General features: G+C 66.3%; 14 protein-coding genes and 1 pseudogene. 10 read left to right on the forward strand and 5 right to left on the reverse strand.

Annotated features, from left to right (window positions below; translation table 11 throughout):
- Positions 1–244: 244 nt before the first annotated feature.
- From RHA1_RS17250 to RHA1_RS17265, 5 genes are all read left to right on the forward strand, one after another.
- On the forward strand, positions 245–1,336 hold the full coding sequence (locus RHA1_RS17250) for a glutathione-independent formaldehyde dehydrogenase (protein WP_237726894.1): 1,092 nt from the start codon (positions 245–247) through the stop codon (positions 1,334–1,336).
- A 28-nt stretch (positions 1,337–1,364) separates the two neighbouring features.
- The gene (locus RHA1_RS17255) at positions 1,365–1,925 is read left to right on the forward strand and encodes a type 1 glutamine amidotransferase domain-containing protein (protein ID WP_041812442.1); all 561 of its coding nucleotides are present in this window, start codon (positions 1,365–1,367) and stop codon (positions 1,923–1,925) included.
- Complete coding sequence (locus RHA1_RS17260) at positions 1,922–2,335, forward strand: GlcG/HbpS family heme-binding protein (RefSeq protein WP_011596173.1); 414 nt, start codon at positions 1,922–1,924, stop codon at positions 2,333–2,335. Before RHA1_RS17255 ends, RHA1_RS17260 begins: the two co-directional genes overlap by 4 nt.
- 130 nt (positions 2,336–2,465) lie before the next feature.
- Positions 2,466–2,636 (forward strand): pyridoxamine 5'-phosphate oxidase family protein, encoded by a 171-nt coding sequence (locus RHA1_RS50545; RefSeq protein WP_167540946.1) that lies wholly within the window; start codon positions 2,466–2,468, stop codon positions 2,634–2,636.
- Positions 2,633–3,832, forward strand: coding sequence for a low temperature requirement protein A (locus RHA1_RS17265; protein WP_011596174.1), 1,200 nt, complete (start codon positions 2,633–2,635; stop codon positions 3,830–3,832). The genes RHA1_RS50545 and RHA1_RS17265 overlap by 4 nt, the downstream gene beginning before the upstream one ends.
- 509 nt (positions 3,833–4,341) lie before the next feature.
- Here RHA1_RS17265 and scpC read toward each other — a convergent pair.
- Positions 4,342–5,892 (reverse strand): succinyl-CoA:acetate CoA-transferase ScpC, encoded by a 1,551-nt coding sequence (gene scpC, locus RHA1_RS17270; RefSeq protein ID WP_081437529.1) that lies wholly within the window; start codon positions 5,890–5,892, stop codon positions 4,342–4,344.
- A gap of 1,028 nt (positions 5,893–6,920) precedes the next feature.
- On the opposite strand from scpC, the gene RHA1_RS17280 reads away from it, so the two are divergent.
- Complete coding sequence (locus RHA1_RS17280; RefSeq protein ID WP_041811622.1) at positions 6,921–8,018, forward strand: membrane protein; 1,098 nt, start codon at positions 6,921–6,923, stop codon at positions 8,016–8,018.
- 355 nt (positions 8,019–8,373) lie between these two features.
- Here RHA1_RS17280 and RHA1_RS17285 read toward each other — a convergent pair whose 3' ends face one another.
- From RHA1_RS17285 to RHA1_RS17295, 3 genes are all read right to left on the reverse strand, one after another.
- On the reverse strand, positions 8,374–8,937 hold the full coding sequence (locus tag RHA1_RS17285) for a dihydrofolate reductase family protein (RefSeq protein ID WP_011596180.1): 564 nt from the start codon (positions 8,935–8,937) through the stop codon (positions 8,374–8,376).
- 94 nt (positions 8,938–9,031) lie between these two features.
- Positions 9,032–9,676 (reverse strand): PAS and ANTAR domain-containing protein, encoded by a 645-nt coding sequence (locus RHA1_RS17290; protein ID WP_041811624.1) that lies wholly within the window; start codon positions 9,674–9,676, stop codon positions 9,032–9,034.
- A gap of 403 nt (positions 9,677–10,079) precedes the next feature.
- The gene (locus RHA1_RS17295) at positions 10,080–10,589 is read right to left on the reverse strand and encodes a MerR family transcriptional regulator (RefSeq protein ID WP_011596182.1); all 510 of its coding nucleotides are present in this window, start codon (positions 10,587–10,589) and stop codon (positions 10,080–10,082) included.
- Between the two features lie 125 nt (positions 10,590–10,714).
- Here RHA1_RS17295 and RHA1_RS17300 point away from each other — a divergent pair, with 125 nt between their 5' ends.
- The 3 genes from RHA1_RS17300 to RHA1_RS17310 all read left to right on the forward strand — a co-directional run bounded on the left by RHA1_RS17300 (position 10,715) and on the right by RHA1_RS17310 (position 12,268).
- A complete protein-coding gene (locus tag RHA1_RS17300) occupies positions 10,715–11,137 on the forward strand; it encodes an Hsp20/alpha crystallin family protein (protein WP_011596183.1) in 423 nt (140 codons plus the stop codon).
- A gap of 36 nt (positions 11,138–11,173) precedes the next feature.
- The gene (locus RHA1_RS17305) at positions 11,174–11,518 is read left to right on the forward strand and encodes a hypothetical protein (RefSeq protein WP_011596184.1); all 345 of its coding nucleotides are present in this window, start codon (positions 11,174–11,176) and stop codon (positions 11,516–11,518) included.
- Between the two features lie 345 nt (positions 11,519–11,863).
- On the forward strand, positions 11,864–12,268 hold the full coding sequence (locus RHA1_RS17310; RefSeq protein WP_041811627.1) for a J domain-containing protein: 405 nt from the start codon (positions 11,864–11,866) through the stop codon (positions 12,266–12,268).
- Positions 12,269–12,414: 146 nt separating this feature from the next.
- Here the strand turns inward: RHA1_RS17310 and RHA1_RS51915 are convergent.
- Positions 12,415–12,599, reverse strand: a pseudogene (locus RHA1_RS51915) (MerR family transcriptional regulator); the annotation flags it as partial.
- 534 nt (positions 12,600–13,133) lie between these two features.
- Here RHA1_RS51915 and RHA1_RS17315 point away from each other — a divergent pair.
- On the forward strand, positions 13,134–13,736 hold the full coding sequence (locus RHA1_RS17315) for a hypothetical protein (protein ID WP_011596187.1): 603 nt from the start codon (positions 13,134–13,136) through the stop codon (positions 13,734–13,736).
- Positions 13,737–14,335 lie beyond the last annotated feature (599 nt).

Raw genomic sequence — 14,335 nt, forward strand, 5'->3', positions numbered from 1 at the left:
ATGCGACGCCTGGAATGCGCCCGCTGTTATCGGCTGTGACGCGAAACGTGGTGGTGTGCCAACGTTTTGGTGTTGTTTTCAGTTCCGTGCGCTGTCGCGTCTGCCCCAGCGGCACGATTCATTCGGTCGCTCACATGTCATCGCCTGTGGCCGCCGGGCCGGGATCCACCGGGAAACGCAGCATCAGGGAGTCGAGATGAAAGCGCTTGTGTACGACGGGCCACGTGAGGTTCATGTGAAGGATATGCCCGATGCCAGGATTGAGCAGCCGACCGATGTGCTGGTAAAGATCACCAGCACCAATATTTGCGGGTCGGATCTGCACATGTACGAGGGCCGCACCGACCTGGAGCCCGGGATGGTCCTCGGTCACGAAAACCTGGGGATCGTCGCCGAGGTCGGCAACGCGGTGGTCAAGGTCTCACCCGGGGATCGGGTGTGCCTGCCGTTCAACATCGGCTGCGGGTTCTGCCGCAACTGCGAGGAAGGGTTGACCGCGTTCTGCCTGACGGTGCACCCGGATCCGAAGATGGCCGGCGCCGCATACGGGTTCGCCGGGATGGGCCCGTTCTGGGGCGGGCAGGCGGAATATCTGCGGGTGCCGTTCGGCGACTTCAATTGTCTGCGGTTGCCCGAGGATGCCCAGGACAAGGAAACCGACTACGTGATGCTCTCCGACATCTTTCCCACCGGCTGGCACTGCACCCGCCTCGCGGACATGCAGCCCGGCGATTCGATGGTGGTGTACGGGGCCGGGCCGGTCGGGTTGATGGCGGCGTATTCGGCGATGATCCAGGGCGCGAGCAAGGTGATGATCGTCGACCGGCATCCGGACCGGCTCAAGCTCGCCGAGCAGATCGGCGTCATTCCGATCGACGATTCGAAGGGCGACCCGGTCGAGCAGGTCCTGGAACAGACCCGCGGGCAGGGTGCCGACAAGGGTTGTGAGTGCGTCGGCTATCAGGCGCACGACCCGCAGGGTCACGAGGACGCCGCGATGACGATGAACCGGCTCGTCGACTCGGTGCGCTTCACCGGCCACATCGGGGTGGTCGGGATCTTCCTGCCCCAGGACCGCAACGGCCCCGACGAACTCGAACGCCACGGCAAGATCGCCTTCGACATGGGCAAATTCTGGTTCAAGGGGCAGAAGGTCGGAACCGGGCAGGCCAACGTCAAGCACTACAACCGGCAGCTGCGCGACCTGATCCACCAGGGCCGTGCCAAGCCGTCCTGGATCGTCTCCCACGAACTGCCACTGGCCGAGGCCGAGTCCGGTTACCAGCATTTCGATGCCCGCGACGACGGATGGACCAAGGTCGTACTGCATCCGTGAGGCGGCCCGGACCGAGAGGAGCACAATGATGGCAATGACACTGCAGGGCAAGCGGATCGCGATACTTGCTGCCGACGGGGTCGAAAGAGTCGAACTCGAGCGACCCCGCGACGCGGTGCACCAAGCCGGTGGGCACACGGAGCTGCTGTCGCCGAAGACCGGCGAAATCCAGGCACGCAACAACGACCTCGACGCGGCCGGCACGTTCACCGTAGATCGGGCCGTGTCCGATGTTGCGGTCGACGACTACGATGCCTTGCTGCTGCCGGGCGGCACGGTGAACCCGGACAAGCTGCGAATCGAGGAGGCGGCGGTGTCGTTCGTGCGCGACTTCGTCGGCTCGGGAAAGCCGGTCGGGGTAATCTGCCACGGTCCCTGGACCCTCGTCGAGGCCGGTGTGGCCAAAGGCAGAACGCTCACCTCATACCCGAGTCTGCGGACCGACCTGCGCAACGCCGGGGCCGACGTCGTCGACGAAGAGGTCGCGATCGACGGGAACCTGATCTCTAGCCGCTCGCCCGACGACCTCCCCGCGTTCTGTCAGGCCATCGTCGAGCAGTTCGCGAAGCCCCGGGCGGGTGCGTCATGACAGTGAACCAGACCTCGGTGTCCCTCGACGATGCGCAGCGGGTGATCGCCGCCGGGCAGGCCAAAGCTGACGAGATCGAGTCGCCGTCGAACATTGCGGTTGTCGATGCCGGCGGCAACCTCGTGGCCCACGTGCGGATGGACGGTGCCTGGATCGCCAGCATCGACATCTCGATCAGCAAGGCGTTCACCGCGCGGGCGCTGGACATCTCGACCGAGGACCTCGCGGCCAACGCGGGTCCGGGCGGGCAGTTCTACGGGATACACGTGTCCAACGGTGGGCGCACCATGATCTTCACCGGCGGTGTGCCGCTGCGGCACAACGGCCAGGTCGTCGGGGCGGTCGGCGTCAGCGGCGGCACCGGGGAGCAGGACAAGACCGTCGCCGAGGCGGCCGCAGCGGCGCTGTGAGCAGTGAACTGCGTCGTCAGGGAACTGCGTCGACAGGGCGACGTCGCGGATGTGAGCGTCGAAGCGGTCGGAATGGAGGCGCACGCCCCTGGCCACGGGGACCTGTACAACCGGGTCGGCAGCAGCTGCGGTGGCACAGCGAGCGACCGACGTCCGGGCGGAGCGGGCGGAGGAGTACGGCCGGCTCAATGCGGGCGAGGGGATGCTGCTGGTGCGGATCACCCCCGAGAAGGTGATATCGGAGAACAACATTACTGGTGAACAGCAACGGGCGATGATCATGACCACTGGTCGACGATGACGGTCTACGACGGCAACGCCGCCGGGGGATCTGCCGGCCGCGAGCCCGACACCGACGGATCGCAGGAGTCGAATGGGCGGTCGGTGGGCAACCTGGAGTTGTTCTTCGACCTCACCTTCGTGTATGCGATGTCGCAGGTCACACACCTGATGCTCAGTGACATCTCCTGGCAGGGTTTCGGACGGGGTGTGCTCGCTCTGCTCGCCCTGTGGTGGGCGTGGGTGTGCTACGCCTGGCTGACCAACACATTCGAAACGGCGCGGGTGATGCACACGACTTTGATCATCGTCGCGATGGCGGCGATGCTCATCGCGGCGATCGCACTGCCGACCGCATTCACCACCGGGGCCCTCGTTTTCGGGCTCGCATTGCTCGCCGTCCGCGTCATCAACGTCGGTATGTTCCTCGCCTCGTCATCCCACGACGAGGATGGATTGGCGTCGGCGATCCGCCGACTGGCGCCGGGCCTGCTCGTCGGGCCGGCCTTGATCGTTGCCGCTGCTTTTGTGGCCTCCCCCTACCGTGAGTTGCTGTGGGTCGCGGCGGCGGCGGTCGACTTCGGCAGTCCCCTGATAGCGGGAATCAGCGGACTTCGAGTCGTACCTTCGTATTTCATCGAGCGCCACGGTTCGGTCATCATCATCGCGCTGGGCGAGACGATCATCGCGCTGGGGTCGGGGGCAACCGAAAACCTGCGCCGTCCCGGTGTCCTCGGCGCTGTGGTTCTCGGGGTGCTGATCTCAGCCACCCTGTGGTGGACCTACTTCGGCCTCACCGCCGGCGCCGAAAAACGTATGCAGCGAACACTCGGTGTCGATCGGGCACGGTTGGCGCGCGACGCCTACAGCTACCTGCACCTGCCGCTCGTCGCGGGGATTGTCTTCTTCGCCCTCGGGGCTCGGGTTTCGGTGGAACACATCGACGAGCCGCTGGCGCCGCTGGCCGCCCTCGCCCTCACCGGTGGGGTGGCACTGTTCTACGCCGCCGAGGTGGCCTACCGTTGGCGTGACCACCATCAGCTCACCGTCGATCGGCTCCTCACCGCCGCCGCGGCCCTCCTAGTTTTTCCGGTAGCGATTTCCGTCCCCGCCGTCTTGTCGCTGACCGTTCTTACCGCGATCGGAGTCCTGCGACTCGCATGGGAACTGTGGCGGCGCCCGCAGATAGGCACCGGCATAGGGGGAGCCCTACGGTGAGAACGACTCCGCTGACGTATGCACCGTCTAGTTAAACTTCAGGGCGTTGCAGTGAGTGGGCGATTGACTTGCCCTGATGGGCACATGGCCGAACGTGACAACGACGAAACCGTACGCCATCGACGTCGCAGGTTTGGTCGATACGCCGCCGCGCTGATTTACGACGTCGCTGCGGCCGTCGAGATCCCGCCGACGACTTCGCCCCCGTCTGGTTGTCGTCCGCCCAAAGTAGTTGCGGCGTTGGGACGAACTGCCGCTACGGCTGGTCAGCTCCGCGTACCGGGCCACGTGGTGATCGGTTGAGCCGAACTCGTACCGAACGGCTGTCGGCCTCGACCTGTCGCCAACCCCCGTCGACCCGGGTCAACGGGCGCCCACCTGCCCTGCGCCAGTACGCTATTCGAACCATTGGCCATCGGGCCCACCAGGTCTCAGATCGCGTCGGCTGGCCTTCCCGGACGAGTCCCCGCAGGGTCCACCGCCCGACGGGAGGGCGGGAAGGTGACCGTCTAGAGTCGCATCGAGCCGGACTCCAGGTACCGCTGGTGGAACGAGAACGCCTCCCCAAGCAGGTGCGGCGTCTGGCCGGCTCCCGCAGTGGCCGTCGCCCGCTCGACGTAGTCGGTGAGCAGCGGCCGGAATTCCGGATGCGCGCAGCGCTCGATGATGACCCGTGCCCGACGACGCGGCGACAACCCCCGCACGTCCGCAAGGCCCTGCTCGGTGACCAATACCTGGGTGTCGTGCTCGGTGTGGTCGACGTGCGGGGTCATCGGGACGATCGACGAGATCGCTCCGTTCTTCGCCGTGGACGGGCTGAGGAACATCGACAGGTACCCGTTGCGCGCGAAGTCCCCGGATCCGCCGACGCCGTTCATGATCTTGGTGCCCATCACGTGGGTCGAATTGACGTTCCCGTAGATGTCGGCCTCCAGCATCCCGTTCATCGCGATGATTCCCAATCGGCGGACCACCTCGGGGTGGTTGCTGATTTCCTGCGGACGGAGCCGGATGTGCTGCCGGTAGAAGTCGATGTTGGAGGTCAACTCCTCGATCCCGGCCTCCGAGAGTGCCAGCGCGGTAGCCGACGCGAACCGGACGGTGCCGTGCTTGATCAAGTGCAGCATCCCGTCCTGGATAACCTCGGAATAGCAGGTCAAACCCCGATACGGGCCGCGATCGAGTCCCCCGAGGACGGCATTGGCCACGTTTCCGACGCCCGCCTGCAGTGGCAGCAGGGTGTTCTCCGGGAGTCGGCCACGCCTCACCTCGTGGTCGAAGAAGTCCAGCACGTGGGCCGCGATCGCCTCACTGACCGCATCCGGAGCGGTAAGCGCGCTCGCACTGTCGGGGGCGTTCGTCTCCACCACCGCAACAACCTTGGCCGGGTCCACCCGGTAATGCGGTTGCCCGATGCGGTCCTCGACGCCGGTGAGTTCGATCGGTCGGCGGTGCGGGGGCAGAGCTGTGCCGTAGTAGATGTCATGGATACCATCCATGGCGTCCGGGACCCACGAGTTGACCTCGAGAATGACTTTTTCCGCGACGTCGAGCCAGGTCTTGTTGTTTCCGACCGACGCGGAGGGGATCAGCTCACCGGTCTCGGTGATGCCGGAAACCTCGACGACCGCGACGTTCACCACACCGTAGTAGCCCTCCCACACCTGCTGGGCCACGTGCGAGAGGTGGATGTCGACGTAATCCATGCGCCCCTGGTTGATCTTCTGCCGTGCCGTGGATTCCGCCTGGTAGGGCATCCGCAGGGCGATTCCGTCGATCTCGGCGAGCATCCTCTCGGTCTCCGTCGACACGGACGCCCCGGTCAGCAGGTCGATGGTGAAATTCGCGCCAGCCGCCCGGGCGGCGTGAATCCGGTCAGCCAAGGCCGGGATGACCGCCTTGGGTGTCCCGGCACTGGCGAAACCGCTGACAGCGACGGTGTCACCCGGACCGATGGCCTTCACCGCTTCCTCCGCCGACGTCACCTTCTGCTGGAAGGCCGAGTGACGAATCCGGCTCGACTGCACCGGGGACGCGGAATCACTGATCTGGAGGCTCACGGCGGCCAGTGTAGGAGTGGGCCACGTGACGCGACCACCCCGACAGATCGTGATGTTCACCGGATCACCCCGGTGTTCGCCACTGCCCGCCGTCCTCGACCGTTCGTCGCGGCGGACCCGCCGCTCGCAGGCTCCGCGAGGTCGCCCACCGAATCACGCCCGAATGCGCGTCGAATCGTGATCCTGCTCACTGCCCGAGCGCTTCCGTGAGAGGGCCCGGCGATCATGACGCCGACAGTTCTCGATTCCTGGCCGCCCCACAGCGGTCCGTCACCGGGGTCACCCTCCAACTCGACGTCCGCACCGACCGGCGTGTCCGCCGAGTCGGAACCGTCCCGAAATACGCGCCGCGACGCGAGGCCGCCAGCATGCACTCGGCAAGGATCCGATGACCGAATATCCTTCCATGTGATGCTGGATTCAGGGGCCGGGACGGGGTAAGCGGATCGGCGAACGGGGTGCAGGCGGGAGCCTCGGTCTGGTGAACTACCGAGTGACTGCACGTAGCCGTCTGGCGATAGCTCGAGTTGGTTCCGGCGTTGGCGCTCTATGGCGCCGTCCTGGGAATGCTCGCGTCGTGGCGTGGAGGTGGGTCGGACGCCGACATTCGGGCCGCCGGGCCCGATACCGGCGATTGCCAGATTTTCGGCCGGGCCACCGTCCCCACCCTGGGTACTGCTGTAGTGGTCGGTCGCACCAGTCGGCGGCCTCCTCGGCGCAGCCGTCGGGGGTGGTCATGACCACGTACCACTGGCGACGACGGCGTGCGATGCCGGTTAGGTGACCGGTTCGACGGGTGTCGGTGAAGGATCGATGACCTGCTTTGAGGGACCATCCGCGCCGGATCGGTCGATCAGCCCCGGCACACCGGCCAGCATAAAGACCCCACCGACTCCCGCTCTTGTCGACGATGCCTCGGCGGACCCGGTGGACCTGTCAACCGGACACGGACAGCGCGGCGGCGCCGTGATCGACTCGCACCCACTGCCTGGGAGTTTGGGGGCAGACCGGGCGGGTACGCGAAGACGGTGAAGGCGAACGAACACCTCCAGGGAGGGCAATCCGGTGCCGCGGGTGAGCAGGCCTCAGTGCTGTTCATCGCGGATCCGGGCAAACCTGCGGCTCTCGCCGAACGCGTCGCGGAGCACCTGCCGCAACGCATGCGAAGCCGTGACCGCCTCGAGCGCCGGTGGACTACATGCGTGCGCAGCAAGCCGTACCTCTCAGACGAGCAAGCGGATTTCGCAGACGTGATCGACGCGGTCGATCCATCCTCCGAAGGCGAGGACATCGTCGTGTACCTCACCGACCTACCACGCCGCGAAGACACCCTGCCGGTGGTGGCCGACGTCAGCGCCGACCACCTCTTCGCGCTCATCTCCGTCGCCGCGGTGGGCGGCGTCCACATCGAGCGCCGCATCCGCACCGTCACCGAACTCGCGATCGCCCACATCCTCGGGGAACCGGAACTCATGCCCCCCGGCGCGGCACGACGCTTCCCGTGTGTGCAGATCGAGAACGGCATCCGGTACTTCGCGCCCTCGGGACTGCGGCGACTGCGACTGCTGTCGGGGATGGTGCGGGCGAACCGGCCGTGGCGGCTGGTCACCGGACTGTCGAAGGTGCTCGTCGGCGCGTTCGCCACGGGTGCGATCGCACTGGCCACCAACACGATCTGGTTGTTCGCCGACACGATGGGCCCATGGCGTATGAGTGCGGCGACGATCCTGTCGATCGTGGCGATGATTCTCTGGCTGATCCTCGATCACGAACTGTGGGAGCGGCCGAAGTCGCCGGAGGAGCGCGATCGATCTGTGTTGTACAACACCGCGACCGTCGCCACCCTGGTCATCGGTGTGATCGTCCTCCACGTGGCCCTGTTCTGCCTGCTCCTGTTCACCGCGTGTCTCACTCTTCCCCCGGAACTGCTGTCCCGCATTCTCGGGCACGGGGTGAACTTCTCCGACTACCTCACGCTCACCTGGTTGCTGGCGTCCATCGCCACCATCGGTGGGGCGCTCGGGTCGGGTCTCGAGGACGACGCCGCCGTCAAGGAGGCGGCGTACGGGGTCCGGCAGCGCCAGCGCATCGAGGAGACCCAGAGTCGAACGAACGAGGCGGAATGAATGATCGCCCGGGAAGGGGGTCCAGGACGGCTTCGACTTCGTCGCTACCGACGCATGGTATGTCGGCGAGGAACCGTATCGCCGCCCCCAAAGGGCCTAGCCCGGCGCGTACACCACGTCGCTGACGATCACCCTCGACGACGACCCTGACCACAAGGCTCACCGGATTCCACCCGGGGATTCGCCTGAGGACTACATCCGCCAGCTTCCCGGCGACAATTAACCGATCCCGATCCCGATCCCGATCCCGATCCCCTACATGCACGGTCTGTGACCCGGGACGGGTATCACGATCGCCTCGAAACACAGCGCCACGAGATCCTTGGGCGGCCCGGGCCGATCCGAGGTTGGGTACTCAGCGCCTGGTCTCGTACCTGGTCAGGACCACGCCGTCAGGGAACGTCCCGGTCTCCACCAGGGTCAGGTTCACCCAGTTGTCCAGGGCCGCAAAGAACGGGGTGCCGCCACCTACCAAGACCGGATGGGTGACGATCGCGTACTCGTCGATCAGCCCTTCGCGCACGGCCACTGCGGCGAGTGTGGCGCCGCCGATGTCCATGGGGCCGCCGTCCTCGGCCTTGAGCCGGGTGATCTCGGTGACCGCGTCGCCTGTGACCAGGCGGGTGTTCCAGTCGACCGTGCTGGTCGTCGAGGAGAACACCACCTTCGGCATGTCCCGCCAGCGGCGGGCGAACTCGATCTCCGCCGGTGTGGCACCCGGCTGCTGGTCGGCGGTCGGCCAGTGGGAACTCATCGTCTCCCACAGTTTGCGCCCGTACAGCGCCGTGCCTGTCGCCCCCACCCGGTCGGACCACCATTGGAACAGCTCGTCGCTCGGCACACTCCAGCCGAGGTCGTCGCCGGACGCGGCGATATAACCGTCCAGGCTCACGTTCATGGCGAAGGTCAGTTTCCGCATGGTGTCAGCCTCCCGCGAGTCGGTATTCGGTGTACAGACCAGCACGGCGCGGAAAAATCATCGGTCAGGCCGACCACCCTGCCGCGACGGCCGTCTACACCGGGCGTCGGGCTCCTTCGTGGGCGGTGAGGAGCAGGCGATCGAACTGGGTGCGCAGACCCGCTCCGGTCTCACACTGACTGAACCCGGCGACGATCCGTTCCGCGAGAATACGTAGCCGGGTGTTGGTCTCCTGCGACCGCCAGACGAGGACATCGAACGCCCGGTCGGCGGGAATGCCATAGACCAGCATCAACGCACCCTTGGCCTGCTCGATCACCGCCCGCGATTGCTCGAGCTCGGCGACCGCCTCGTCGACCGACTCGTTCACCTCGTCGCGGTAGGAGTCGGTGAGGTCGATGTAGAACCCGGTCGTCCCGATCACCGCACCGGTGTCGTCGCACAGGCGGTCCCCGACGACGACGACCTGGTGGATCTCGCCGGCGGTGTCGAGGATGCGGTGTCTGCTGCTGAACGGTTCGGCGGCGCTGATCATCCGGTCCAGGACCCGCGCCACGTGCGGGTGGTCCTCGGGGTGCTTGTGGGAGAGCAGCAGTTTCGTGGTCGGTGTGACCTCACCGGGCTGGTAGCCGTGCATCCGGGCGACGGCATCGGACCATTCCCACCGCTGCCCGTCCAGGAAAAAGCGGAAGCTGCCCACCCGCTGCGGATCCCCATCGAACACCTGCTCTGAGTTCACGTCCTAATTTCTAGCGCATCGCGGTAGCCGCAGAGTTGCCCACCTCGCGGCCGCCGGTGCGGCGCAGCGGCGGCATGAGCACCGCGGAGATCAAAGCGAGGATCGAAGCCATGTACGCCGACGACCGCCGACCGGTCCACCAGATAGGTCCGCGCTGACACAACAGGGGACAAGATGAATGTGCTGCTTCTGCTGGGTTTGCTGATCACCGCGTTCGCTGCCGTGCCGGCTATGCAGACCGACGAGCAGTCCCGCTCTCGGCACTGATCGTGGATGGGGTTCGGTTTCCGAAGCTGTCGGCAGACGGTGGCGCAGATCGCCGGGGCGCTCGAGCCAGTGCGAGAGCGACGTCCGCAGTGCCGCCATCGTCGAGACAGAACTGTCCGGACCTGGTCCGACGGTGTCAGTGATGTCCGCGTTCGCCGGTGGCCCGTGCCTGGGGTGAGCTCTCCCGCCGGCGCGGACGCTGCCCGGCCTGACGTCGTGGGTGATCGGTTCGGGTGGTCTCCGATGCCGGGCTCGCCGGCTGGTCTGGGTCGGCTCCGAGGTGGGTGGCGTCTGGGTCGGTCTCGGTGGCGGGGGTTTGTTCGGCGCGGAGCTGGGCGTTGTCTGCGGCCAGGCGCCGGTTGTCGCGTTCGAGTTCGCCGGTGCGGTGTTCGAGGTCGAGGACGCGGCCGATGCCGACGAGGTTGACTCCGGAATCGATGAGTTCGGCGACGCGTTCGAGCCGGGCCAGGTCGTGGTCGCTGTACCGGCGGGTGCCCCCGCCGGTACGGAGGGGAGTGATCAGCCCGTACTCCTCGTACAGGCGCAGCGCTGCGATCCCGAACCCGGACAGCTCGGCGGCCACCGAGATGCTGTAAACGCCACGTACCGAGGGCAAGTCGGCATCACGCCCGGATTCTGCGGCCATGTCGCTCCGATCGGGAATTTTCTCGCGCAGGCCCTTGTCATTGCCTACTGAAGATGCTATACCAAATCTACAGCATCTGCTGGAGTTTACCTGATGGAATGAGATGGTTTCAGGAGGTGGACACGATGTTGATGCGGACGGATCCGTTCCGTGATCTCGACCGTCTGACGCAACAGATCCTCGGTACCGCGGCTCGTCCGGCGGTGATGCCGATGGACGCCTGGCGCGAAGAGGACCGGTTCGTGGTGGAGTTCGACCTACCCGGTGTGAATGCCGACTCGCTGGATCTGGACGTCGACAAGAACACGCTGACGGTGCGCGCCGAACGGCCCGCGCTGGACGAGAACCGAGAGATGGTTGCGGCCGAGCGGCCGCGCGGGGTGTTCAGCCGGCAGTTGTTCCTGGGTGAGAATCTCGATGCGGACAGGATCGAGGCGAACTACGACGCCGGGGTGCTGCGGTTGACGATCCCGGTCGCGGAGAAGGCCAAGCCCCGCAAGATCGAGATCAGCAGTGGGCATTCCGAGAGGAAGGCCGTCAGCGCCTGACCGCGGCGACAAGGTTCGGGAGGGGGTGAGCAGAAGATGACATTGGCGAACATGGTTGCAGAGGCGGACGCCACCGAGATTGGGGAGCGTACCGAACGCGAGGTGGTGTGGCCGTGGCACGAACTCGAATATGCACTGCTCGTGGCCGATTCGGACCGACTCCTCGCCGACGCGCTCACGCCGCAGGCCGTGGTCCTGCTCCACCAGGTGGCCACCGCACCGGCCGCTCCGCCGCGGCCATCCCCTCTCGCTTCGGTGTCGTGGACGGTGTCGATCCCACCGGTCCCCGAGATCCGGGCCACGCAGCGCTCACCACCGAGGCCGGAGAAAGACCGACCGCAACGATGCGCTCTCACCGATGAACAGTCGCGAAAGGGGTGATCAACCACACGAGAGCACGTGTCAGGGTTCGCCGTTGCCGCCTTCCTTCACCTGTCATCTCCTTCCCACGCGGCGCGGCGATCCCGGGCAACCCGCCCGGCCGCCGACCACCCGATGAGAACTGCGCAGACCACGAATCCGATGATCGTCATGGTCGGATCGAGGCGCACCGCCATTGACTGGCATCCGGAAATCTGTCGGCCGTCTCGGGCGGGCAGTGCCCACCCACATCGTCACAAGCCGGGCGGGCCCTTCGTGCGGGTCGGGCCCGTCCCACCCTGGTGGTTCCGGCACCCCGAGCCCGATACCACCTCCTCGTCCGCACCGCACGAAAGGGAAGCGGTGATGGCCACCGAGCAGGATCCATATCTGGTACTGGGGCTGTCCCCGGCGGCGTCCCCGGCCGAGATCACCAGCGCCTACCGGCGACTGTTGCGCGAACACCACCCCGACACCCGTGTACCCGGCCGGCCGGCCGACTCGTCGGCGGACGAGCGCCTTCAGCAGGTCCTGACCGCCTACGCCCTGCTACGCAACCCCGAATTCCGCGTGGCCCATGGCAAGTCAGCCACGTGCCGGGTGGATGTGCAACGGGCAGCGGCCGAACCCCCGGGGCGGTATCGGAGGCCCCCGCGGGTCCCGACCCCATCTACCACCCCGATCCGGATCCGTGGCCTCGTGATCGACACCCCCTCGCAACGACCACCCGCAACCGGCCTGTGGATCGGACCGGCGCGATGGCACCGCTGACCGCAGCGCACCCCTCCCCGCAGTCGAGAAATCGGTCATGAGAATCCTGGATCAGGAAGTGCCACAACGGGATAAACCTGTAAGCCCTCCCGCGGAGGATGGGTTTCAGATGAACCTTGGTGTTGGTGCGTTGGGATATGTCGGCCGGCGATACGTTTGAGCCGGTCGATGTCGTAGTCGCTGTAGCGCCGGGTGCCCCCTGGGTGCGGATCGGGGTGATCATCCCGTACCGCTCGTAGAGGCGCAGCGCCTGGATCGCGAACCCGGACAGCTCCGCGGCCAGCGAGATGCCGTACAGCCCTCGACGGGATCGCGTCGAGGGGCCGACTATCCGCGGACATCGAACCCTCCGAAGTTTCCCAGTCCGATTCACGCCTGATCTCTATCGATTACAAGAGTGAATCTATACTTTTGCTGGAGATAATCCGAGGCATCGGTGGTCCAAGCATTTCCGGAGGGTGCCGCGTCGGTTGGTCGGTGTGGTGGTCACGAGTGCGGCGCCGCGCCCTGTCAGGCATGGGCCGGAATATCGTGCCGACGATCCAGTGATCGTCGCGCTCGCACTGCGGTCGGTGGCCTGCCGCGCGGGACCGGCGGCAGTCGACAACCACTGGCCAGGAACGCCCGCGGGACTCGCGGCGGTGCGCCGTCTGGTCGGAGTCCGGCCGGCATGAGCTTCGCGTAGTCAGCGGGACAAGTCCGCCTCACGCTCGGGCGGCGCACCGCAGCGCCCTCGACGGGCGATTGGGAACCGGGCACACGGGGTGGTCACGGTATACGCCTCGCGCGCATCGACGCGCCGTAGTTCCACATGCTCCCGACGCCCGACGCAGTGCGTGGCGACGACACACAGCAGGTGGGTTCGATGATGAAAATAAGGAAGACCAAAGCCAAAGTTGAGGTTGCCGCAGCGGTCGGCGCCGGATATCTACTGGGGCGCACACACCAGTTGAAGATGGCCGTGAAGATCGCTGGAGCGGGCGGGCGGTCCCCCAAGGGGCCTGAGGATCTGCTCGCACAGGGATCCGAGTTCCTCGCCTCGTCTCCGGAGATCGCGGACCTCGGCGATTCGGTTCGGGACGAGCTACTCGACACGGCCGCCGCCACGGCCGATGCCGGCAGCGAGCACGGCGATTCGTTCCGCGACCGCCTCCGGTCGGGCGGTGCGCACGTCGTGGCCGGCGGCGGGCACCTGGTCGCCGGGGTGAAGACGATCGGCCGTCGCGGGCACGCCCACCCGCGGGACCCTGAAGATTCCACCGTCGACGAGGCGCTGGACCACGGAAAAGACGTGGACGGACGTTCGTCTCCCGCGGTCGAAGAAGAACAACAGGCGAAGCCGCACAGACTGCGCAAACGTCGGATCACGACGCCCAGTGATTCGGCGGGGGAGTCCGGCGACGAATCCGCACAGGAAGCACGACCTGACACAACCGCACGCAGGAAGGGAACGGCCAAGGCGCACTAGCCTCCTCACCCGTTGGGGCCCCGGCACTCATTGATCAGCGCCGGGTTGTCGATGCTCGTCGATTCGCTCCGACCGGCGCCGAAACCGCACACATAGTCTCATGCAGCAACTCCTCGCGGACAACGAACACTTCCTCACGGTCGTGATGTGCGTGGTCGTGGTGGCGCTCGCCGCCGCCGCGGTGTGGACGATCTTCCGCTGACGGACAGGATCCCGAGGTCCGCGAGTCGGGAATCTCGTTGGCCGGCAAGAAATCCCGTGTCCAACGAGCCCGCGCCGCCCCCAGGCCCAATTGCACGACTTCCAGCCCCGCAGCGGATCGTGCGCCTGCGGAGCGACGCCATCGGAGGACGAGTAGATCGGTTGCCTTCTGAGGGCTACTGGCGCCGCATCCGCCGCCGGCCGTCGCCTCCGGGCCGCAGCACGTCGACTTCTCACCGTGGTCGCAGCAGGTGGCTTGTCTTTCGGGGCTGCCACACGTGGACGCCGCAACCTGTGAGGTTGCGTCCGTCCGATCCGTCGTCGGGTTGGCGAACTCGTGGGGGGTTGGTCATGGTGACTTCTTGATCCGTTGGGGATGGGTACCACATCAGACGGAG

Source organism: Rhodococcus jostii RHA1, from assembly GCF_000014565.1.
Classification (GTDB): Bacteria; Actinomycetota; Actinomycetes; order Mycobacteriales; family Mycobacteriaceae; genus Rhodococcus_F; species Rhodococcus_F jostii_A.

Excerpts from the sequence above, each read along its gene's own strand:
- RHA1_RS17250 (WP_237726894.1), top strand. The coding sequence starts at position 245 with ATGCCCGATGCCAGGATTGAGCAGCCGACCGATGTGCTGGTAAAGATC.
- RHA1_RS17255 (WP_041812442.1), top strand. The coding sequence starts at position 1,365 with ATGGCAATGACACTGCAGGGCAAGCGGATCGCGATACTTGCTGCCGAC.
- RHA1_RS17260 (WP_011596173.1), top strand. The coding sequence starts at position 1,922 with ATGACAGTGAACCAGACCTCGGTGTCCCTCGACGATGCGCAGCGGGTG.
- RHA1_RS17265 (WP_011596174.1), top strand. The coding sequence starts at position 2,633 with ATGACGGTCTACGACGGCAACGCCGCCGGGGGATCTGCCGGCCGCGAG.
- RHA1_RS17285 (WP_011596180.1), bottom strand. The coding sequence starts at position 8,937 with ATGCGGAAACTGACCTTCGCCATGAACGTGAGCCTGGACGGTTATATC.
- RHA1_RS17295 (WP_011596182.1), bottom strand. The coding sequence starts at position 10,589 with ATGGCCGCAGAATCCGGGCGTGATGCCGACTTGCCCTCGGTACGTGGC.
- RHA1_RS17300 (WP_011596183.1), top strand. The coding sequence starts at position 10,715 with ATGTTGATGCGGACGGATCCGTTCCGTGATCTCGACCGTCTGACGCAA.
- RHA1_RS17305 (WP_011596184.1), top strand. The coding sequence starts at position 11,174 with ATGACATTGGCGAACATGGTTGCAGAGGCGGACGCCACCGAGATTGGG.
- RHA1_RS17310 (WP_041811627.1), top strand. The coding sequence starts at position 11,864 with ATGGCCACCGAGCAGGATCCATATCTGGTACTGGGGCTGTCCCCGGCG.
- RHA1_RS17315 (WP_011596187.1), top strand. The coding sequence starts at position 13,134 with ATGATGAAAATAAGGAAGACCAAAGCCAAAGTTGAGGTTGCCGCAGCG.